Origin of the sequence: Robbsia sp. KACC 23696 (assembly GCF_039852015.1) — a bacterium.
GTDB lineage: Bacteria > Pseudomonadota > Gammaproteobacteria > Burkholderiales > Burkholderiaceae > Robbsia.
Window position 1 is genome coordinate 2,180,747 of the sequence record NZ_CP156626.1, and the last position, 21,732, is coordinate 2,202,478.

Sequence of the window (21,732 nt, forward strand, 5' to 3'; positions counted from 1 at the left end):
TTTTATGTCATGGTGATCGACCTGTAATACGAGGGGTTCGAGTACTCGGCGTGATGGAAAGTTGCGCGGACCGGTCACCCGAGCCGCAATCTAGACCATTCGGACAGGGGATCATGCGGTCGAAAAAAAACGCACTCTGACACGGAGTGCGTTTTATCGGTCGGTCCCGGTGCCATGGCATTCACCGGTCAGGATCATTGCGGCCATTCAGGCGGGCGACACCGGCCGCCGCAGGCTAGCCGGCGACTGCTGTCGACCCGGTCATCGATGCTCAGTCGTCGAGCAAGGACAGATCGCGCACGGCACCCTTGTCGGCCGACATCACCAATTTGGCATAGGCCTTCAGGGCAGCGGACACCTTCCGCGGACGCGGCTGCGCCGGCTTCCAGCCCTTCGCGTTTTGCTCGATGCGACGTTGCGCCAGCTCTTCATCCGACAACAGCACGTCGATCGTACGATTCGGGATATCGATCCGGATCTTGTCGCCATCGCGCACGAGACCGATCGCGCCGCCGGCGGCAGCTTCCGGCGAGCAATGGCCGATCGACAGTCCCGACGTGCCGCCCGAGAAGCGACCATCGGTCAACAACGCGCAATCCTTGCCCAAGCCTTTCGACTTGATGTAGCTCGTCGGATAGAGCATTTCCTGCATACCCGGGCCGCCCTTCGGACCTTCATAGCGCACGATGACGATATCGCCGGCCTTGACCTTGCCATCGAGGATATGTTCGACCGCCTCGTCCTGCGATTCGGTCACATGCGCCGATCCTTCGAAGACATGGATGCTTTCGTCGACGCCCGCCGTCTTCACGACGCAGCCGTCCAAGGCGATATTGCCGGTCAGCACGGCCAAGCCACCCTCTTTCGAGAACGCGTGTTCGTAGGAACGGATACAGCCCTCGGCGCGATCGAGATCCAGGCTCGGCCAGCGCGTGGCCTGACTGAACGCCACCTGCGACGGCACGCCGGCCGGACCGGCCATATAGAAGGTCCGAACCGCCTCGTCCTGCGTCCGGACGATGTCCCACTGGTCGAGCGCATCCTTCAGCGTCGGCGCATGGACCGTCGGCACGTCGGTATGCAGCTTGCCGGCACGGTCCAACTCGCCGAGGATCGCCATGATGCCGCCGGCACGGTGCACGTCCTCGATATGGTATTTATTCGTGTTCGGCGCGACCTTACACAGTTGCGGGACGATGCGCGACATCCGGTCGATATCGGTCATCGTGAAGTCGATTTCGGCTTCCCGCGCGATTGCCAGCAAATGCAGGATCGTATTGGTCGAACCGCCCATCGCGATATCCAGCGTCATCGCGTTTTCGAAGGCCTTGAAACCGACCGATCGCGGCAACACACGCGTATCTTCCTCTTCGTAATACTTGCGCGCCAGACCGACGATACCCTGACCCGCACGCTTGAACAGCTGCTCACGGTCGGCATGGGTCGCCACGACCGTACCGTTACCCGGCAGCGACAATCCCAACGCCTCGGTCAGGCAATTCATCGAGTTTGCAGTGAACATGCCCGAGCAGGAACCGCACGTCGGGCACGCAGAGCGTTCGACTTCCGCGACATCGGCGTCCGAATAGGACGAATCGGCCGCGATGACCATCGCATCGACCAGATCCAGCTTCTTGAACTCCATCGTCTTAGTGACGGGATTCGCCAGACGGGTCTTACCTGCTTCCATCGGACCGCCGGATACGAAGATCACCGGGATATTCAGGCGCATGGCGGCCATCAGCATCCCGGGGGTGATCTTGTCGCAATTGGAGATACACACCATCGCGTCGGCGCAGTGGGCGTTCACCATGTACTCGACCGAGTCGGCGATGATATCGCGGCTCGGCAGCGAATACAGCATGCCGTCATGGCCCATTGCAATGCCATCATCCACGGCGATCGTGTTGAATTCCTTGGCGACGCCACCGGAAGCCTCGATCTCGCGTGCCACCAACTGGCCGAGGTCCTTCAGGTGGACGTGGCCCGGGACGAATTGCGTAAAGGAATTGACGACCGCGATGATCGGCTTCGAGAAATCTTCGTCTTTCATGCCGGTGGCGCGCCACAACGAGCGCGCGCCTGCCATGTTGCGGCCGGCGGTGGATGTCTTTGAACGGTATGCGGGCATTATGGGAACTGGGGAAAAATCGCAGAAAGGAACCGGGCCAGGGAATAGAGGCCCCTCGTGCGCCCTTGCGAACAACCTCTTGAGCCGCGCTACGGGCAAACAAGCCGATTATACTCCCCGGCCCTTCGAGACGCGTGCACGTTACGGATCGCATGCAAGTAATCCTGCCGAAGCGACGCGTCCAAGCGGCGCGCAATAAAAAAGCCGTACCTTGCGAAAGCGGGAAGGAAGACCGCGGTCTCCCGTCCTGACCTCGTCAAGATACGGCTCTGTTTCTACTGCAGCGCCTGCATGAATACCGGAAAAGCAGCATGCGCCACCGTTGCGATAGGCGACGATCCTGTCGGATCGCCGCCGCACGCCCTGCTATCAGTGCTTGACCACGCCGCTCGGACGCGGATCGGTGCTGGCTTCCGCCGCCACCGGCACTTCCTTCGGCTCGTCGTCCGGCAGCGCATCCGGCACGCGCTCCAATGCAAGTTCCAGCACCTTGTCGATCCAGCGCACCGGAACGATTTCGATATTGTTCTTCACATTGTCCGGAATATCCGCCAAATCCTTGACGTTATCTTCCGGGATCAGCACAAGCTTGATACCGCCGCGGTGCGCGGCCAGCAGCTTTTCCTTCAAGCCGCCAATCGGCAATACTTCGCCACGCAACGTGATTTCGCCGGTCATCGCGACGTCCGCACGAACCGGAATCCCGGTCAGCACCGACACCATCGCCGTCGTCATCGCCGCGCCCGCCGAAGGACCATCCTTCGGCGTCGCCCCTTCGGGCACGTGGATGTGCATATCGCGCTTCTCGAACGCATCGTCGCGAATGCCCAGCTTCCGAGCCCGGCTGCGCACGACGGATCGTGCCGCCTCGACCGATTCCTTCATCACGTCGCCGAGCGAACCCGTGCGAATCACGACGCCCTTACCCGGCATCGTGGCCGCTTCGATCGTCAGCAGATCGCCGCCAACCTCGGTCCATGCCAAGCCGGTCACCTGACCCACTTGGTTTTCCTTCGCTGCCAGGCCGAAGTCGACCTTACGCACGCCGAGGAACGTATTGAGGTTCGAACTGTCGACCTTGACGGATTTTTCGTCCTTCTTCAGCAACAACAGCTTCACCACCTTACGGCAGATCTTCGACACTTCGCGCTCGAGCGAACGCACGCCCGCTTCCCGCGTGTAGTAGCGGATGATGTCACGCACGGCTTCTTCTTCGATGAGGAACTCACCGTCCTTCAAGCCGTTGTTCATCTTCTGCTTCGGCAGCAGATAACGTTGCGCGATATTGACCTTCTCGTCCTCGGTGTAGCCGGACAAGCGGATCACCTCCATCCGATCCAACAACGGCGGCGGAATGTTCAGCGAGTTCGACGTCGCCACGAACATCACATCCGACAAGTCGAAATCGACTTCGACATAGTGATCGGCGAACGTATGGTTCTGTTCCGGATCGAGCACTTCCAGCAAGGCCGACGACGGGTCACCGCGGAAATCCATGCCCATCTTGTCGACTTCGTCGAGCAGGAAAAGCGGATTGCGAACGGCAACCTTCGACAGACTTTGCAGGATCTTGCCCGGCATGGACCCGATATACGTCCGACGGTGACCGCGGATTTCCGCTTCGTCGCGCACGCCGCCCAACGCCATACGCACGAACTTGCGATTCGTTGCACGAGCAATCGACTGGCCGAGCGACGTCTTACCGACACCCGGAGGGCCGACGAGGCAGAGGATCGGTGCTTTGACCTTATCGACACGTTGCTGGACCGCGAGATACTCGAGGATCCGTTCCTTGACCTTTTCGAGACCAAAGTGGTCCTCATCCAATACCTTTTCGGCGTTGGAGAGGTCATTGTTCACTTTGCTCTTCTTGCGCCACGGCAGGCCGACCAGAATGTCGATGTAGTTGCGAACCACCGTTGCTTCAGCCGACATCGGCGACATCAGCTTCAGTTTCTTCAGCTCGGCATCGGCCTTCTTCTTGGCTTCCTTCGGCATCTTGGCATTGACGATGCGCTTCTCGAGTTCTTCGAGATCCGCACCTTCCTCGCCTTCGCCGAGTTCCTTCTGAATCGCCTTGACCTGCTCGTTCAGGTAGTACTCGCGCTGGCTCTTCTCCATCTGACGCTTCACGCGTCCACGGATACGCTTTTCCACCTGCAGGATGTCGATCTCCGATTCGAGCTGGCCGAGCAGATGCTCGAGACGCTCGATGACCGGCATCATTTCCAGCACGTTCTGCTTCTGATCCAACTTGAGCGGCAGATGCGCGGCAATGGTATCAGCGAGACGACCCGCGTCGTCGATGCCCGATAACGAGGTCAGGATCTCAGGCGGAATCTTCTTGTTCAGTTTGACGTATTGGTCGAACTGGGAAACGATCGCACGACGCAACGCTTCCGTTTCCGCGCTATCGGCGCGATCCGGATCGAGCGGCAGTGCCTCGCAGGTAAACTGCGTTTCCTCTTCTTCGATCGACAACGTTTTTGCGCGCTGGATGCCTTCGACCAGGACCTTGACGGTACCGTCGGGCAGCTTCAGCATCTGCAGAATATTGGCGACACAGCCCACTTCATGCAGATCTTTCGAGGTCGGCTCATCCTTGGCGGCCGCTTTTTGAGCAACCAGCATGATGTGCTTGCCGCCCTCCATCGCGGACTCAAGCGCCTTGATCGATTTCGGACGCCCAACGAACAGCGGAATTACCATGTGCGGAAACACCACGACGTCGCGCAGCGGGAGCAGCGGCAAACGGATGGGTTCCGACGGGAGGAGTTGGGTTCCTGACATTTTCATTTCCCCATGAATGGAATCGGGTTTGAACCTAGTTGGGGTCGCCTGCATCCGCTTTCAAGAGCACGAGGTCCGGGAAATCCTGGACATCGTACGCAGCGCTAGCGATAGCGGGAACGCAACGGGACAAAGAACGAAGATGCCGGTTAGGACGATGACGCCCGATCCTTGCGAATCGCGCCCATCGAATGGGTTGATGGTAAAAACAGGTCGGAAGCCGCACGACACGGCTCCCATCACGACTTGCAGGACCGAGTCGGCTTAATTCGACCCGGATACCCGCGGTGCTTCTTCATAAATCAACAGCGGCTTGCCGTCGCCCTCGATGACATTCGCATCGATGATGACCTTGGACACGCCTTCATACGTCGGCAGCTCGTACATCGTCTCGAGGAGCGCCTGCTCCAGGATCGAGCGCAATCCACGTGCCCCAGATTTGCGTTTGATCGATTTACGCGCAATCGCGTGCAATGCGTCAGGACGCAACTCCAGTTCTACCTGTTCCATCGCGAACAGCTTCTGGTATTGCTTGACGACCGCGTTCTTCGGCTCGATCAGGATGCGGATCAACGCTTCCTCGTTCAACGAGCCCAGCGTGGCCACCACCGGCAACCGACCGATCAACTCCGGAATCAAACCGAACTTGATCAGATCTTCCGGCTCGACCTCTTGCAGCACCTCGCCCGAATCCCGCTCCTGCGCCGTCTTCACGGCAGCACCGAAGCCGATACCGGTCCGTTCCGTGCGATCGACGATGACCTTTTCCAGGCCATCGAATGCACCGCCGCAGATAAACAGGATATTGGTCGTGTCGACCTGGATGAAGTCCTGGTTCGGATGCTTGCGCCCACCTTGCGGGGGCACCGACGCCATCGTCCCTTCAACCAGCTTCAGCAAGGCCTGCTGCACGCCCTCGCCCGATACATCGCGCGTGATCGACGGATTGGCCGACTTGCGGCTGATCTTGTCGATTTCGTCGATATAGACGATGCCGCGCTGCGCCTTTTCCACTTCGTAGTTGCAATTCTGCAGCAACTTTTGAATGATGTTCTCGACGTCCTCGCCCACATAACCGGCTTCCGTCAGCGTGGTCGCATCGGCGATCACGAACGGTACGTCCAGCAGACGTGCCAACGTTTGTGCGAGCAACGTCTTGCCCGAACCGGTCGGTCCGATCAGCAGAATATTGCTCTTGGAGAGTTCGACGTCGTTGCTGCCCGGCGAAAGATGCTTGAGGCGCTTGTAATGGTTGTGCACCGCAACCGCGAGGATCTTCTTGGCACGTTCCTGTCCGATCACATACTGATCGAGGATCGTCCTGATCTCTTGCGGTGCCGGCAGTCCGGACTTCGCACTGTTGGTTTCGTCGCCCGCGCCGCTGGCTTCGTCACGAATGATCTCGTTGCACAGATCGATACATTCATCACAGATGAAAACCGATGGGCCCGCGATCAGCTTCTTGACCTCGTGCTGGCTTTTGCCGCAAAACGAACAGTACAGCAGCTTTTCGCCGCTCGTTACCTTCTTGTCCGCCATAAGTATTCATGCCTCCGGACATGTTGACTTCATCATACGCCGATTCATTCGAAGCGGTAGGAAATGCGCGTTCCGCGCCCCTTCGTCCGAACCGCCTACCCGAATACAGGCGCACTGACGGCTGGTCCATGCCGCCATTCGGCCCTGTGCAGATGCGAACGCGAAAATACGCCGCCCTGCACGCCACCGACAAATCCTTGATTCACCGCTCGTTTCCTGCAAGCCCCCGCGGCACCCGCCGCGCTTCGGCGCATAAAGGAATGCTTCCCTTGTCGTCCCAAGCGAGGTGGGCCCGATGCCGTCAGACCCGTCGTCGAAACAACAGAATGACGTATTTTTCACGCCAATACCGCGGTTAAAGACCCCATCTGCGTCATCCCCAATTCGCCCCAAGGGGCAAACTGGCGGCTCAATCTCTTTCGATCCATGACACAGTGGTTCGGTTTGCGACGATCTGAAAAACAGCGACCAGGGATCCGGCTGAGGCCGGCCCTGGCCGATTTCGGCGCGACATCGGCGGCGATCTACAAGCCGCCGCGACGATCCCCTTTATGACTCGAACACGCGGTAATTTATACCGAGAAACACATCAGAGCGGCCGCGATACGACGTCGCCGGATCAGCGTCTTTAAGGACGCTTCGCCAGCACTTCATCGATCAAGCCGTACTCCTTCGCGGACTCGCTCGACATGAAGTTGTCGCGATCGGTGTCACGCGCGATGCGCTCGACCGGCTGACCAGTATGCTCGGCGAGCAAGCCATTGAGGCGCTCTTTCAGGAACAAAATCTCACGTGCCTGAATCTCGATATCGGACGCCTGACCACGCGCCCCACCCAACGGCTGGTGGATCATCACGCGGGCATTCGGCAAGGCGCGACGCATGCCCTTCTCGCCAGCCGCCAGCAAGAACGCACCCATGCTTGCCGCCAAGCCCATGCAGAGCGTCGACACCTTCGGCTTGATGAACTGCATCGTGTCGTAGATCGCCATCCCGGCCGAGACCGAACCACCCGGGCTGTTGATGTACAGGGAGATCTCTTTATCCGGATTCTCGCTTTCCAGGAAGAGCATCTGCGCGACCACGACGTTTGCCGTCTGATCGTTCACCTCGCCCACCAGGAAAATGACGCGTTCCTTCAGCAGACGCGAATAGATGTCATAGGCGCGTTCGCCGCGTCCACTGGTCTCCACCACCATCGGCACGAGGCCGAGAGCCTTCGGATCCAGGTCGGAAGCCGCGCGGGCGCCCTCAATGGCGGCGGAGCCCCATTGCGCGGGATACTGCCAATTTTCGCGATACGTCATGCGATCGATCCTTTGCGAGTATGTCTAGCAGGAGTGAAACGTGCGGACCGGTGGATCCGCGAAACGCGACGCCATCGCCTGCCCTGGCCCGCGAAATCGTCACCGAGATCGCCTCGCCCCGACAGGCCCCGGCGCGTCCACCGGAGCGTACGGCCTTGCCGCCATGATACGCGGCTCGCGCCATTCTTTCCTATATGGGGCGTGACGCGCACTTCACAATAGGGCGTCATCATCGGCGCACCTCCCGACGCGGCGCAACGACGCGCCCTCATCGGCTTGCCGCCTCGGACCGTCGCCGGGGAGAAGCCCGGGCAAAATGCCGCCCCTAAAAAAACAAAGGCGCGCCGCGGAAAACCGTGGTGCGCCCCTACCGTGCGCTCAAAGCAAGCCGCAGCGGTCAGCGATATCCGCTATCAGGCCGTCGCGCCCAGCTTTTCGAACGGCACTTCTTCGTCGGTCACTTTCGCACGTGCCGTCACGAATTCAACGACGTTGTTCTCGACAACATACGCTTCCATTTCGGACAGACGTTGTTGGTTCGAATAGTACCAACGCACGACTTCCTTCGGATCTTCGTAGCTCTTCGCGAACTCTTCCACTTCCTTGCGGATTTGGTCCGGCTTGGCCTTAAGGTCGTTTGCAGCGACCAGCTCGGCCAAAATCAGGCCCAGCTTCACGCGGCGCTCGGCTTGATCACGGAACATCTCTGCCGGAATCGGGGCCGTCTTTGCATTTGGCACACCGCGCTGCTCCAGGTCTTGGCGAGCCAGTTCGACCAGACGTTGCTGGTCTTGCTCAACCAATGCCTTCGGCACTTCCAAATCCGCCGCCAGCTTCAGCAACGCGTCCATCACGCTGTTCTTCAGCTCGGCCTGGGCGCGACGCTTGGCTTCACGCTCCAGATTGTCCTTCACTTCCGTGCGCATCTTGTCGATGTCGCCGTCAGCAACGCCCAGCGTCTTCGCGAACTCACCGTCGAGTTCCGGCAGTTGCGGCAATTCGATCTGCTTGATCGTCACCGTGAACTGCGCCGTCTTTCCGGCAACATCCTTGCCGTGATAGTCCTCGGGAAACGCCAGATCGAATTCGCGCGATTCGCCCGCGCCCAGTCCGACTGATGCCTTTTCGAACTCGGGCAACATGCGGCCTTCGCCCAGCGTGAAGACGAAGTCTTCCGCGCTACCACCGGCGAACGCTTCGCCGTCGATCTTGCCCACGAAGTCGACCGTAACGCGATCGCCATCCTGGACCTTCTCGCCATCGCCGCGCGGCGCGAACGTCACGCGTTGCTTGCGCAGGATGTCCAGCGTACGGGTCACTTCGTCGTCACCGATATTCGTCACGGTGCGCTTCACTTCCGCCGTCGCCACATCGCCCAGCGTCACTTCCGGGTAGACCTCGAACGTCGCATCGAATGCGATCGTCGAATCATCGGCATCGCCTTCGGCCGACAGCTTCGGCTCGAAGCGCGGCTGACCGGCCACCTTCAGATTTTCCGCGCGCTGCACTTCGAAGAAGGCGCTACCCACCTTATCGCTGAGCACTTCGGCTTGAACCTGACCACCGTATTGGGACGCCACGACCTTCATCGGCGCCTTACCCGGGCGGAAACCCGGCATGCGGAAGGTCTTTGCGAGTTGACGCAGACGGCCGTCGACTTCTTGCTGTACTGCATCGCGCGGCACAGAAATCGTGACGCGCCGTTCGAGCTTGCCGAGCGTTTCTACAACGTTTGCCATGGATTCCGATCCGTTTCTCTTGAATTCTCGCCCGGGCGATAGCGCCGCCTATATCACCAGGTTTTTTTCACGCACCGGACAGCTAGGTTCCGGAAATCACTGAAAAAAACCCAATGCCTCACACCACGCGATCAGACGTGGCGCGCGCCCAGGGCTTGTGCGTTGAGCGTTAAAGCTCTCTATTCTACCAAACTATTTCGCAGGCCCTGACGATTTCGCCGCGTCGTCCGGCGTTTCCGGCATCCGCCCCGGTTCTCCGCCGTCTGCCGGCCGCTCGGCCGCGCCACGCGGGCCGGCATTTCCCGCCACGTCCTGCCAATAATTGATGCGCGGATTCGCGATCTCGATGCCGAGTTCACGGAAGCGCTCGAAGATGCGCTTGTTGAAGGCGCGCTGCACGCCCCAACGACCCTTGTCGAGGCATCGGAACTGGCCCGCGACGGTTACCGACGCGCCATCGACAGCATCGACGCCCCAGATCTCCAGATCGTTGATGATCAGGTCCTTGAAATCGGCATCCTCACGCATGGCCACGCCCAGCTTCTTCAGTTCGGCGATGACGCGGTCGACATCGGTGTCGTACGCGACGCTGACGCGAACCGCCGCATTGCCGAGCCCACGGTTCACATTGTTCACAGTCGTGACCGAGCTGAAAGGCACGATGTAGAGCGAGCCGTCGCTGCCACGCAAGCGCACAGTCCGAATGGACAGATATTCGACACTGCCCGACACGCCGGCGACTGTCACCCAATCGCCTACCTGCATCGCGTTTTCCATCAGCAGGAAGATACCGGTGATGAAATCCTGCACCAGTTTCTGCGAACCGAAGCCCAGGGCCACGCCGATGATACTGGCACCCGCCAGCAACGGCGTCGTGTTGATGCCGATCTCGTTCAAGGCGGTCAGGCCGACGATCAACAGGATGCAGATGAAGAGCGATGTGCGCAGCATCGGCACCAGGGTTTTCAGTCGCGCCGCACGCACCGTATCGCCGCGATCGTTCCAGCGTTGCAGCCGTCGGTCGACGCCGATATTGGCCGACTCCCACACGACGATCGCAATGATGGCCGCGATGAAAATCGTCAAAATCGCAGACGTCAGATTGCGCCCGACCGTGCCGCGCGTGAACCAAGCGATCGCATCGAAGCCCCACAATTGCAGCAAGGCGATACCGGCACAGACGAAGAGTAGTGCCGTGACGACGGCGCGAATGATCGGGTAATAGCGGTCCGCCAGCTTGGCGCTCGCGCTAACCGGGTCGCCTTCCTTCGCCTCATGGCGGAACAGCCTGCCCAGACCGCCCAGCAAAGCGATGGCCAGGAGGCGTGCTGCGACGATGACGCCGATGGTGATCGCGAAGAAGTGGACCAGTTTGGGGAAGCCGTCTTCTACGCCCAAGGCAAAGACCACCCAAACCGCGACGATGACGAAACAGGCAAAAACAGGCCACACGCCGGCAAGCCAGCGGCGTACGCCGGCGGTGGAACCGGTCGCATCGGGCGATCCGGCAATGGCACCGCCCGCCGCCACGCGCGTCTTCAACACGAGCACGACCGCACAGGTATGGACGATCAGCGAGACCAACTTCATGAAAGCGATCTGGCCTTGATGACTCGCGCCAAAGGCCGCGCCACCCTTCACCAATGCCACGCCGAATGCCGCGACGACGATAATCGCGCGCACCCATCGCTCGACCGTCTCGGAGGTGTGCTGTGTTACGTCCAACAAGCGCATGCCCTTCGACTCGGGCACGAACAGCAGTCGGATGACGATCATCGTGATGCGCGTCGTCAAGTAGGCATCGATGAAGGCCTCGGTCATGTCATCGATGCGCGAACTGTCGACCGCGACCCAGCGCAATACCAGGCCCGCTGCGATGAAGAACAGCAGCATCGGCAACAGTTCGAGAATCAGCATTGCGATCGCATAGGGTGCGTGACGCAAGGTGCTCCAATGACGCGCCGACTCGGCCTCAGCCTTCTTCGCCGCCTCTGCGACCTCCGGATCCTCCCTCCCCTCCGCTTCGCGTAACTTCGCCGCTTTGTCGGCCCGTGCCTGGTCCGCGTCGCTCTGCGTCGAGACGCCGTCGCCGGCATCCACCGGCACCGCTTCGATACGCTCCTCCCCATCGACGACGGTCCGTACCAGCGCGACGTCGGATGGCGGCCCATCGCTCGCCGCCTGGGCCGCGGATTTGGCGTTGGGTTGCGCCGACTTGCGCTTGGCGTCAACGGCGGCCGGCGCTTTATGCGCCGCATCGCTTGGCGGGGCGCCGGCATCATGGCCCGGGACATCGTCGCCATTCTCTCGGCTGGCGGCTTGCGCCGCGGCCTCAGCCAGTCGCGCATCGCGCGCTTCCTGGATCTCTCGCTTGCGCGCCGCCAGTTCCCGCGCGCGTTCGCGCGCAATCGCGCGATTCTCGCTGGCATCGGCTTGATGCACCAGTGCAAGCCGCGGCTTCTTCAGCGCGAATCGCAGCCCCCACTCCAACGCCAGCCCGATCAGAAAGACCGCGCCCAAGGCTTCCAGACCCTGCATTCCCAGAGACTGCCCGCGCGATGTGCTGAAAGTGGCCGCCAGCCATTTCACGAAGGCCGGAAACGCCGCGACGGACTGGGCCAGCTTATGGACCTGATCGCTCAAACCGTCGGCCCAGTGCGCGACCAGACGCAGCAACTGAGCGATCAGACCGTTTGCCTGGATTGGCGCATTCGCCTGCGCCGCCGATGCGGCCGATGCCGAGGGCGCGGCGGCCGCGCTAGGAGCGGCCGATGTCGGCGCGGGCGCTGCGGGAGCGGCCGCACTGGCGGCCGGCGCTGACGCGACCTCTGACTCGGATACCGGAAGGCGACGGGCGGCAGTAGGCGCGCTCGCGTCCCGCCCTGCCTCGGCACCATACGCCGACGTGACCGGCGCGACCGCGGCGATGGCTTGCAGCGTGTGCACTGCGGCCTCGCGCTGCCGGCTATCTTGCAATACGCCGAGGGCGCGCTGTGCGGTAGCGGGCGAGACATCGCTCGCGGTGAGGATGGGTCCCGCGCTCTCTGCGCTCGAAGGCACAGCGGCCTGCGCCTGCGAAGCGGCAATCGCGGACGACGCGCCACGATCGGCGCTGCTGTCGCCCCCATTTGCATCGGTCGCAGCCGACTTCTGCGAGGTGGCCGGTGTGTCCGTGGACATGAACGCTTTTGCGTCGGAGGCACTCCCCGACGCGCCGGCAGGGGTTTGCGCCCACGCCGACGAGACCAGGCAAGCTGCCAGCAGCGCCGCAACGAAGGGCATCCGCGCACGCGGTATCGCGAGTGAGGCAAAAGAGAAAAAACGTTTAGACATCGGATGTCGCGTAAAACGCGGCGCACAAGCCCCGCGATGGTCCGTTGATAGGTCAATGAGTAAGTCGCATGCCGATGGACTCGTTGACACGCATGCGCGACGGCCTCGATGCAATGCAGACAAAATTACTCACAACCCCCTACCTGTATTGTTGCAGCTTTTTCCTGCCTTCGCGGCCAAGGGACGGTGGACTGACAAAACGCGCGCGATCGCAGTGCCAGCGCCGGCGTGCCCCGATCGCGAAACGACAGGAGGTACCTCGGGCGCGTCCGGGCTAACCCTCGACATCTGCCGCGAGTGCAACGCGCCACTTTCCGCTTCCGACGACGGCCTAGGAAGGACCTGGATCGCCCACGTGCCGCGCTTTTACAATCGGGGCGACGAAAAGCAAGGCATGCGCGGAAATGTCGCCTTACTAAACGTAAATTTCACGTAAAAACATAGAAAGAGAGATGTAAGCACGCACCCAGGAAACGCGGCAGTCTTTCAGTGCGCTGCACCCTTGCCCCGGGTTTTGCAACCCGCGAACAGACACACTGCCCCGGAACATGGCAAGATTGGCGTACAAATTGCTTGTTGCGACAAGCAATCCTCCTCAACCGGGTATCGCCAGCAAGTGGCGATCCCGCTTGCTGGCAGGATGAGTAAAAACACGCGGCGTAATACGCTGCGATATCAACACAGCGCGACGTGCCGGCCGACAACCGGATGTCGCAGGAGACAGTCATTGAATACGATCACGGCATCGGCGCCCCAGACATCGCGCGCCAGAGTCATTTTTACTTGTGTGATGGCCGCGCTCGCCGGCCTTCTTTTCGGCCTTGATATTGGTGTGATTTCGGGCGCCCTGCCTTTCATCGCCAAGACGTTCGAAATCTCGGACAAGATGCAGGAATGGATCGTCAGCTCCATGATGTTCGGCGCGGCGGTGGGTGCCGTGCTGGCAAGTTACCTCTCCTGGCAGCTCGGCCGGAAATATTCCTTGGTTTTGGGCGCCATTCTGTTCGTGGTGGGCTCTTTGATATGCGGCTTTGCCTGGTCACCGACGGCACTGATCGGCGGTCGGATCCTGCTCGGACTGGCCGTCGGCATCGCGTCCTTCACCGCGCCGCTGTACCTGTCGGAAATCGCGCCGCAATCGGTTCGGGGCGCGATGATCTCGCTGTATCAGTTGATGATCACGGTGGGCATCCTCGCCGCGTTTATTTCCAACACCGCCCTGTCCTCGACCGGAAACTGGCGCTGGATGCTGGGCGTCATCGCTTTCCCGGCCATCCTGTTGCTGCTCGGCGTCCTGGTGCTGCCGCGTAGTCCGCGCTGGCTGATGATGCGCGGCCGCGAGCAGGAAGCCTTCGAGGTATTGCTCCAGTTGCGCCCGGATCGTGAAACGGCGCAGCAGGAAGTGAATGAAATCAAGGAGCAATTGCAGGTCAAGCAGGAAGGGTTCTCGCTGCTGAAGGCGAACCCGAATTTCCGCCGCTCGATCGCCTTGGGCATCCTGCTGCAGGTGATGCAGCAGCTGACCGGCATCAATGTCGTCATGTACTACGCCCCGCGCATTTTCGGCTTGGCGGGTTTCAGCAGCGCGCATGACCAGTTGATGGGCACGGTGCTGGTGGGTGCCGTCAACGTGGCGGCGACCTTTATCGCCATCGGCCTCGTCGACCGCTGGGGCCGCAAGCCGATCCTTTACACCGGCTTTGTCGTGATGGCTGCGGGCATGGGTACGTTGAGCCTGCTGCTGCACATGGGCGTTCACACGCCGGCGCAGCAGATGACGGCTGCCGCGACGCTGCTGATCTTCATCGTCGGTTTTGCAATGTCGGCCGGCCCGCTGATCTGGATCCTGTGCTCGGAAATTCAGCCGACCAAGGGCCGCGATTTCGGTATCGGGATCTCGACGTTCACGAACTGGATTGCCAATATGGCAGCCGGCGCGACCTTCCTGACCTTTATCAACGACTTCGGCGCACCGGCCACGTTCGCCGGCTATGCGGTGATGAATGCGATTTTCATCGTGCTGACGATCGTGCTGGTACCGGAAACCAAGGGCGTCTCGCTTGAACATATCGAGCGCAATCTGTTTGCAGGCAAATCGCTCCGGTCTTTGGGGCGTTGATGCGCTGAGCGGGCTGGCAGCGAAACGAAGCAAAATGGATAGCTGCAGCCGCTCCGCTCTGATATAATCTTCGGCTGTCCATGAAGCGTCCTTAAGACGTGGCATGGACAAGCGTGCGAGGATGGCGAAATTGGTAGACGCACCAGGTTTAGGTCCTGACGCCAGCAATGGTGTGCGGGTTCGAGTCCCGCTCCTCGCACCACCATCACTCTATAAAAATCAATTAGTTAGATGATTTTTGGTCAGGCAAAAGACGGTGAAAACGGCCGTTTTTTGCCCTGATTTAACTCTGATTAAGCGACTTTTACGCTACATCTTTCCCCTTCTCAAACGTGGCCCCCCCCCCCTGTGCGCATCGACGGTGGCTTGCTGACGTTCATTTTTCCAGCGCGGCTCTTCGACGAACCGATTTGCGGATGTGCGGTCGCATCGGTCAATCTTCTGCGAGGCAATACTGTGTCGAGGCTGTAAAGGCATGCGGCAGGCGCACGCCGTCATAGACGAGCACAGTCCGCGCTTCAACGCCGGGCCTGGACGCGTACCGGTGTTGCCCTATTGGGGCGGGCAAATGCCGTCGGTGTGGCGGGGATTCCGCCCGCACTGGGCTGTCTCGCGCAAATTCCCCCAATGATCGACGCGCGCCGCGACAAGATCGAGTCGGCCAGCTGGAAGCCAATGCTCAAGGCTGGACGCGCCATCGCGCTAAATATTTTTTATAAAACCGAACTCCTCTTTCTTTGCAAAAGCTATGATGACGACTGAATCGACGTATGGGATTTGGAACATTTAACAATAAACTGATCAGGAAGGGGGAGAGGTGCCGTCGAACAATAATATATTGAAGCTGCCGACTCTCAACACAGTTTTCGGAATGCGCGCGCACAGGACCGCACTCTTAATTCAACATATATTAAACAAGACGTCAGCTTACGACTTAAAGTCGAAATGCATCTCGTCATTTAAATATCAAAAAAAACGAATCGACTATCTTAGTTCGCCTACGGTCTGTCTGATGTGGGCATACAACCCCTATTCCGCGATCGAGGATTGGTACAAGGATTACTACATCGGCTTGAGCGGGGGAACATCGGCGGGTGGCTTTGCAATACGCTCTTTAAATTCCGACAAGAACTTTGTATGCGCGGAGGACGATGCGATCGTCCAATTAAGAGATATACGGAAAAATCCTTGCCTCAGCATCGCTTACGACCGGAAGCTCGGCAAGTTTAAATCTGCTTGTAGCTCGATGGGCGGAGGATGCGCCAAAACTTTCGACGAATGGGAAATCGAAGATTTGAAGCCGCATTTGACCGAGGCGATTAAAACCGCGACAAAGCCTAAGAAGTATTGACCCCGAGCGCGAAGAGAAATTATTCATGGGCCGGCAACCTGTTAGCGCCCTTTCTGCTTGAGTTCCAGCCGCTATGTTCGCGAAGGTTGTCGATCCGCTACCGTCAGAGATAATCGACTGAGTACCACCCGACGCGGTCGTCCCCCCGCTTGCCTGCCGATCAATATCTCCACGCGCGTCTCCAGCACCCACGCAATGCGATCCATCGGCGCCGCCGAACGCTGACCGCCCCGCCGCCTCCGTCCGCCGCCGACCGCCGCCGACCGCGATACGTTCGAGGTCTCGGCGACGCAATTCAGGCAGATGAAGAAACTTGGCGCGCGTGGACGTCCCAAATCGCTTGCGCCCAAGGTGCTGTTGAGCGTCCGTTACGACGCGGATATCGTCGAAGCGTTTAAGGCACGAGGAAGTGGCTGGCAAACGCAAATGAATGATGCCTTGCGCGAGTGGCTGCTCACGCATCAGGCATAATCGCGAAAGCATCGATTCCGGCCTTCGCGATCCTCGACGAGGGCCGTCGCAGCCCGCGTGGCTGGCCTTTCAGCACCCAACGAACACTCAGCCTTTTCCCCGCGTGAATCCACTCGACTACTGTCTGCAGCAAGCAGCGCCCGCTGGCTCCCCCCTCTACTACGCGCTGCGTTATGCGTCGCCCGCACAGCGCCAGCTGTTCGCCCCGCTCTATGCGCTGCAAAAGGAGTGCGAGGATACGGTGACGCAAGCAAGCGAGCCGAGCGTCGCGCAGACCAAGCTCGCCTGGTGGGAGCAGGAAATCGCATCCGCTTCCGGCGTCGGCGTGTCGCCATTGCCTTCTCACCCCATCACCAAGACACTGGCCGCCGCCCCGGGCAACTGGTTGCCGCAACTGGCACCGCTGCTGATCAGCGTCGTCGGCGCCTATCGTGAGGACCTCGAAAAAGCCCGCTATGTCGACTTCGACGCCTTGCAGCGGCAATTACGCGCAAGCAGCGGCCGGCTCGCCGGCGTGCTCGCGTATTGCGCGGAACACGCCGATGGCAAGGCGATGAAAACCGGTCCGACGCCGACGACAAAAGCGCCAGCGCCGGTCGATGCCGCATCGGCAGGGAATGCCACCCATGCCATCAAGGCCCTCGACGACGCCGACCTTCCGGAATGGGCCGTGTCACTCGGTGCGGCCACACGGCTCGCGCAACTGATCGCCTCGATCGGCGATCACGCCCGGCACGGCCGCATCTACCTGCCGGTCAACGACATGCAGGCGCATAACGTGCCCGCCTCCGATGTGTTGAATCGACGCTATACCCCCGCCATGAAAACGTTGTTGCAGGAGCAGGCAGCGCGAAGCCGCAATATCTTGCTCGACGCGCGCACCGCGGCATCGGCCCTGCCCCGCGCCCGGCGACGGCGCCAACGAACCTTGCTGGCCGAGGCAGCCATGGCGCAACGCCTGCTCGATGAAGTCATTCGTGACGACGTCTCGGTCCTGCATCAGCGAATCGCGCTGACCCCGGTGCGCAATCTTCTGGTTTCGTGGTGGGCAACCCTTTAGGCCTTCCTTTACACGGCCACGAGCGGATAAGGCGCGAGTCGTGACACAATATGGACCGGAGGGTTCACCCCTGCCCAGGCGATGGTTGAACGCTGGACATTCAGTACATCGACGCGGGCACGGGAAGAACCGCTTCGACGAGCGAACCGGGGAGTCGGGCAGCCGCCCCCGCGGCACCATTGGTAAATCACGTAACGCTTTGTAAATCCGCTCATTTTGCAAATCGTACACGCGGCAAAACCGCGATAAGATGACGACATGGAAAATAAAAGCCCATCAAAAATACTTGTCGTCGACGACGATCCTCGTCTTCGCGACCTGCTGCGCCGCTATCTCGGGGAACAAGGTTTCAATGTCTATGTGGCTGAAAATGCCCCATCGATGAATAAGCTTTGGGTCCGCGAGCGTTTCGATCTGCTTGTGCTGGACCTGATGCTTCCCGGAGAAGATGGTCTGTCGATCTGCCGCCGCTTGCGCGGAGGCAACGACCGCACGCCCATCATCATGCTGACCGCGAAGGGCGAAGACGTCGATCGTATCGTCGGCCTGGAAATGGGCGCGGACGACTACCTGCCGAAGCCCTTCAATCCGCGCGAGCTGGTTGCGCGGATTCACGCCGTATTGCGCCGCCGCGCGCCGGCGGAACTGCCGGGTGCACCGTCGGAAACGACCGAAGTCTTCGAGTTTGGCGAATTCTCGCTGAACCTCGCGACCCGGACATTGACGAAGGCCGGCCAAGAGATCCCGCTGACCACCGGCGAGTTCTCCGTGCTGAAAGTGTTCGCCCGCCATCCGCGTCAGCCGCTTTCCCGCGAAAAGCTGATGGAGCTAGCGCGTGGACGCGAATACGAAGTCTTCGATCGCAGCCTCGACGTGCAGATTTCGCGCCTTCGCAAATTGGTCGAACCCGATCCCAGCAGCCCGCGCTTTATCCAGACGGTCTGGGGTCTCGGTTACGTCTTCATCCCGGACGGAGCCGCGTAAGTCTTGGTCAGAATCGATCGGCGTCTGCTGTCGCTGGCTTTCGGCGGTCTGTTCTGGCGCACCTTCCTATTGATCGCGCTGCTGATCACCGTGAGCCTGACCGCCTGGTTCCAGAGCTTTCGCGTGATCGAGCGTGAACCCCGCGCCCAGCGCGTGGCGCTTCAGCTCGTCTCCATCGTCAAGCTGACGCGGACCGCGCTTCTGTATTCCGACCCGGATCTGCGTCGCGCCTTGCTGCAGGACCTCGAGAGCAACGAGGGCGTGCGTGTCTATCCGCGCGAGACATCCGACCGCTTCACCCGACAGCCCGACGATCCCGTCAATCGCCTGATCGAACTCGACCTGCGAAAACGCCTGGGCGACGACACCGCCATTGCGTCGTCGGTCAATAGCATTCCCGGCGTCTGGATCAGCTTCAAGATCGACGACGACGATTATTGGGTATCGCTGAATCGAGACCAACTCGACAATGCCACCGGCCTGCAATGGCTGGGCTGGGGCGTGTTCGCGCTGGCCCTCTCGTTGTTCGGGGCGGCGTTTATTACGAGTCTCGTCAATCGCCCCTTTGCACGACTCGCGCGCGCGGCGCGTAAAGTGGGTTCAGGCAATATGCCCGACCCGCTCCCCGAACGGGGGCTGGGCGTGGCCGCGGATACGAACCGCAGCTTCAACCAGATGGTGCGCGATCTCGAACAGCTGGAAACCGATCGCGCCTTGATGCTCGCCGGTATTTCGCACGATCTGCGCACGCCGCTCGCCCGACTCCGGCTGGAAACCGAAATGAGCCCGGCCGATGAGGCGACCAAGGACGCCATGGTCGACGACATCGAGCAGATGGATCGCATCATCGGGCGCTTCCTCGACTATGCGCGGCCCGGACAAAGAGGCATGGAACGCTTCGACCTGAGCGGCATGTGCCGCGACATCGTCGCCCGGCTGGGCAGCGATGATCAGGTCACGCTGGAATCCGTGCAGGTGGCCGAAGCCGTCGTCGTCGAGGCGGAGCCCACCGATATGCGCCGTATCGTCGATAATCTCGTCGAAAATGCGAAGAAGTACGGCCGCAGCGAAGACGGCAAGACCCATATTTCGCTTTGGCTAAGTGCCACCAGCGATGACCGCGCCATCCTGAGCGTGGGCGACGCCGGCGCGGGCATCCCGGAAGCGCAACTGCCGCTGATCACGCGGCCGTTCTATCGCGTCGATGAAGCCCGCACCAAGGCGGACGGTACCGGGCTGGGTATGGCCATCGTTCAGCGCCTCGTGACACGGCATCGGGGAACGATGCGACTTGCAAACCGCGTCCCTGGGCCCGGTCTGGAAATCACGCTGAGCTTTCCCATCGTCCGGCACGCCGGAGCGACAGTCCCTCCCGTCGGCGCAGGCAGCGACGCGCTGGCCTAACGGCTAAGGCCCGCGCAACATCCAGCGGCCCCCGCTGCGGCCGATGTCAGTCCTGCAGCAACAACACGGCAGCCTGTGCCGCGATGCCTTCGCTGCGACCCAGCGCACCCAGTTTCTCGTTGGTCTTTGCCTTGACGTTGACGGTATCGCCGGCGATACCGAGATCCTCGGCGATCGTCTCGCGAATGGCCGGCATATACGAGGCGAGCTTGGGCTGTTGCGCGATGACGGTACAGTCCACATTCTCGATGCGCCAACCCTGCGCCGTCACACGGCGAACCGCTTCGCGCAGCAACACCCGGCTGTCCGCACCCTTGAATTCGACGGCGGTATCGGGGAAATGCGTGCCGATATCGCCCAGTCCGGCGGCGCCGAACAAGGCATCGGTAATGGCGTGCAACAGGACATCGGCGTCCGAGTGCCCCAATAGCCCACGGTCGTACGCGATCTGCACACCGCCGATGATCAATGGCCGGTCCGGAACCAATGCGTGGATGTCGTACCCCTGTCCTACTCGAATCTTCATCTGCTCTTCCTGACTACGAGGCTTGCGTGGCGAGCAGCAACGCTTCCGCCAACGCAAAGTCCTCCGGATAGGTGACTTTGAAATTGCGCATATGGCCGCGGACCAGTTGCGGCGCATGGCCGGCGGCCTCGATCGCGCTGGCTTCGTCGGTGACGGCGCGACCTGCTGCATCGGCAGCATCGAGCGCATCGCGCAATAGCCCCAGCCGGAACATCTGCGGCGTTTGCGCGAGCCAGAGCCCGTCTCGCGGCTCGGTCCGCGCGATACGCACCGTCTCTCCGGCCGCCGATGCCGCCGCGTCGTCGCCAACCGGCATAGCCCGTTCACGCTTCAGCGTGTCCGCCAAGGGCAAGGCGACGATGCCGCCCACCGGATCGTGGCTGACCGCTGAAATCAACGTCCGGATCAATGCCGGCGTCACGCCGGGTCGCGCCGCATCATGCACCAGCACCCAATCATGCGGCTGGGCGCCGAAGTCGGACTGTAGCACCGCCAGACCGTTCCGCACGCTCGCGTGCCGGCTATTGCCGCCGCAACGGCGGATGGCGTAGCGCAGGCCTTCGAAACGGCGCGGGTCGAAAGCGGTGTCGTCCGGCGACAGCACGATCAAGGTCTGCGCGAACTCCGCGCAGGCGTCGAACGCGGCTAGCGCGTGGTACAACATATTACGACCGGCAACGGTGCGATACTGCTTCGGCAAGCCGCCGCCGGCCCGCGTGCCGGTTCCCGCACAGGGAATCACGGCAAAAAGCCGTGCGTGGGCCCGCTGTTGCGGGGCGCGCGCGCCGGCGCCGGCCTGCGCCGGCGGGGGTGCGGCGGGGGCGTTGCCGCCATCAACTGTCGGAGATTCGACCATCTTGTCCGTAATCTAGAAAACGAGAAACGCCAGTCACGCCGACGGATTCTATAATAATGTTCTACGCACCGGGTGCAGCGACACGCGCGGCCTCCGGCGCGCCGAACGGAACACTATGCAAGA

General features: G+C 60.9%; 14 protein-coding genes, 1 tRNA gene and 1 pseudogene. 8 read left to right on the forward strand and 8 right to left on the reverse strand.

Annotated features, from left to right (window positions below; genetic code table 11):
* Window positions 1-271 precede the first annotated feature (271 nt).
* The 6 genes from ilvD to ABEG21_RS09155 all read right to left on the reverse strand — a co-directional run bounded on the left by ilvD (window position 272) and on the right by ABEG21_RS09155 (window position 12,838).
* Window positions 272-2,131: a dihydroxy-acid dehydratase gene (gene ilvD, locus ABEG21_RS09130; RefSeq protein ID WP_347554339.1), complete on the reverse strand. Its 1,860-nt coding sequence runs from the start codon at window positions 2,129-2,131 to the stop codon at window positions 272-274.
* A 369-nt stretch (window positions 2,132-2,500) separates the two neighbouring features.
* A complete protein-coding gene (lon, locus tag ABEG21_RS09135) occupies window positions 2,501-4,921 on the reverse strand; it encodes an endopeptidase La (protein WP_347556701.1) in 2,421 nt (806 codons plus the stop codon).
* Between the two features lie 264 nt (window positions 4,922-5,185).
* A complete protein-coding gene (clpX, locus tag ABEG21_RS09140) occupies window positions 5,186-6,460 on the reverse strand; it encodes an ATP-dependent Clp protease ATP-binding subunit ClpX (protein ID WP_347554340.1) in 1,275 nt (424 codons plus the stop codon).
* 628 nt (window positions 6,461-7,088) lie between these two features.
* On the reverse strand, window positions 7,089-7,766 hold the full coding sequence (gene clpP / locus ABEG21_RS09145) for an ATP-dependent Clp endopeptidase proteolytic subunit ClpP (RefSeq protein WP_347554341.1): 678 nt from the start codon (window positions 7,764-7,766) through the stop codon (window positions 7,089-7,091).
* A gap of 413 nt (window positions 7,767-8,179) precedes the next feature.
* Entirely contained in the window at window positions 8,180-9,505 is a 1,326-nt protein-coding gene (gene tig, locus ABEG21_RS09150; protein ID WP_347554342.1) for a trigger factor, read from the reverse strand.
* 192 nt (window positions 9,506-9,697) lie between these two features.
* Complete coding sequence (locus ABEG21_RS09155; RefSeq protein ID WP_347554343.1) at window positions 9,698-12,838, reverse strand: mechanosensitive ion channel family protein; 3,141 nt, start codon at window positions 12,836-12,838, stop codon at window positions 9,698-9,700.
* Window positions 12,839-13,565: 727 nt separating this feature from the next.
* On the opposite strand from ABEG21_RS09155, the gene ABEG21_RS09160 reads away from it, so the two are divergent.
* The 8 genes and pseudogenes from ABEG21_RS09160 (at window position 13,566) to ABEG21_RS09195 (ending at window position 20,227) form a co-directional block, all read left to right on the forward strand.
* Complete coding sequence (locus ABEG21_RS09160; RefSeq protein ID WP_347554344.1) at window positions 13,566-14,957, forward strand: sugar porter family MFS transporter; 1,392 nt, start codon at window positions 13,566-13,568, stop codon at window positions 14,955-14,957.
* 115 nt (window positions 14,958-15,072) lie between these two features.
* Window positions 15,073-15,159, forward strand: a tRNA-Leu gene (locus ABEG21_RS09165).
* Window positions 15,160-15,536: 377 nt separating this feature from the next.
* A complete protein-coding gene (locus ABEG21_RS09170; protein ID WP_347554345.1) occupies window positions 15,537-15,719 on the forward strand; it encodes a hypothetical protein in 183 nt (60 codons plus the stop codon).
* A 250-nt stretch (window positions 15,720-15,969) separates the two neighbouring features.
* A complete protein-coding gene (locus ABEG21_RS09175) occupies window positions 15,970-16,308 on the forward strand; it encodes a hypothetical protein (protein WP_347554346.1) in 339 nt (112 codons plus the stop codon).
* 288 nt (window positions 16,309-16,596) lie between these two features.
* A pseudogene (locus tag ABEG21_RS09180) lies at window positions 16,597-16,779 on the forward strand (BrnA antitoxin family protein); the annotation flags it as partial.
* 103 nt (window positions 16,780-16,882) lie between these two features.
* Window positions 16,883-17,839 carry a squalene/phytoene synthase family protein gene (locus tag ABEG21_RS09185; protein ID WP_347554347.1) on the forward strand — a complete coding sequence of 319 codons (957 nt, stop codon included), beginning with the start codon at window positions 16,883-16,885 and terminating at the stop codon, window positions 17,837-17,839.
* 258 nt (window positions 17,840-18,097) lie between these two features.
* The gene (ompR, locus tag ABEG21_RS09190; RefSeq protein ID WP_024903006.1) at window positions 18,098-18,823 is read left to right on the forward strand and encodes a two-component system response regulator OmpR; all 726 of its coding nucleotides are present in this window, start codon (window positions 18,098-18,100) and stop codon (window positions 18,821-18,823) included.
* 3 nt (window positions 18,824-18,826) lie between these two features.
* A complete protein-coding gene (locus ABEG21_RS09195) occupies window positions 18,827-20,227 on the forward strand; it encodes an ATP-binding protein (protein WP_347554348.1) in 1,401 nt (466 codons plus the stop codon).
* Window positions 20,228-20,273: 46 nt separating this feature from the next.
* Here ABEG21_RS09195 and ispF read toward each other — a convergent pair whose 3' ends face one another.
* Both ispF and ispD read right to left on the reverse strand, forming a co-directional pair.
* Complete coding sequence (gene ispF / locus ABEG21_RS09200) at window positions 20,274-20,753, reverse strand: 2-C-methyl-D-erythritol 2,4-cyclodiphosphate synthase (RefSeq protein ID WP_347554349.1); 480 nt, start codon at window positions 20,751-20,753, stop codon at window positions 20,274-20,276.
* Window positions 20,754-20,766: 13 nt separating this feature from the next.
* A complete protein-coding gene (ispD, locus tag ABEG21_RS09205) occupies window positions 20,767-21,609 on the reverse strand; it encodes a 2-C-methyl-D-erythritol 4-phosphate cytidylyltransferase (RefSeq protein ID WP_347554350.1) in 843 nt (280 codons plus the stop codon).
* Between the last annotated feature and the right edge of the window lie 123 nt (window positions 21,610-21,732).

Excerpts from the sequence above, each read along its gene's own strand:
- ilvD (WP_347554339.1), bottom strand. The coding sequence starts at position 2,131 with ATGCCCGCATACCGTTCAAAGACATCCACCGCCGGCCGCAACATGGCA.
- lon (WP_347556701.1), bottom strand. The coding sequence starts at position 4,921 with ATGTCAGGAACCCAACTCCTCCCGTCGGAACCCATCCGTTTGCCGCTG.
- clpX (WP_347554340.1), bottom strand. The coding sequence starts at position 6,460 with ATGGCGGACAAGAAGGTAACGAGCGGCGAAAAGCTGCTGTACTGTTCG.
- clpP (WP_347554341.1), bottom strand. The coding sequence starts at position 7,766 with ATGACGTATCGCGAAAATTGGCAGTATCCCGCGCAATGGGGCTCCGCC.
- tig (WP_347554342.1), bottom strand. The coding sequence starts at position 9,505 with ATGGCAAACGTTGTAGAAACGCTCGGCAAGCTCGAACGGCGCGTCACG.
- ABEG21_RS09155 (WP_347554343.1), bottom strand. The coding sequence starts at position 12,838 with ATGTCTAAACGTTTTTTCTCTTTTGCCTCACTCGCGATACCGCGTGCG.
- ABEG21_RS09175 (WP_347554346.1), top strand. The coding sequence starts at position 15,970 with ATGTGGGCATACAACCCCTATTCCGCGATCGAGGATTGGTACAAGGAT.
- ompR (WP_024903006.1), top strand. The coding sequence starts at position 18,098 with ATGGAAAATAAAAGCCCATCAAAAATACTTGTCGTCGACGACGATCCT.
- ispF (WP_347554349.1), bottom strand. The coding sequence starts at position 20,753 with ATGAAGATTCGAGTAGGACAGGGGTACGACATCCACGCATTGGTTCCG.
- ispD (WP_347554350.1), bottom strand. The coding sequence starts at position 21,609 with ATGGTCGAATCTCCGACAGTTGATGGCGGCAACGCCCCCGCCGCACCC.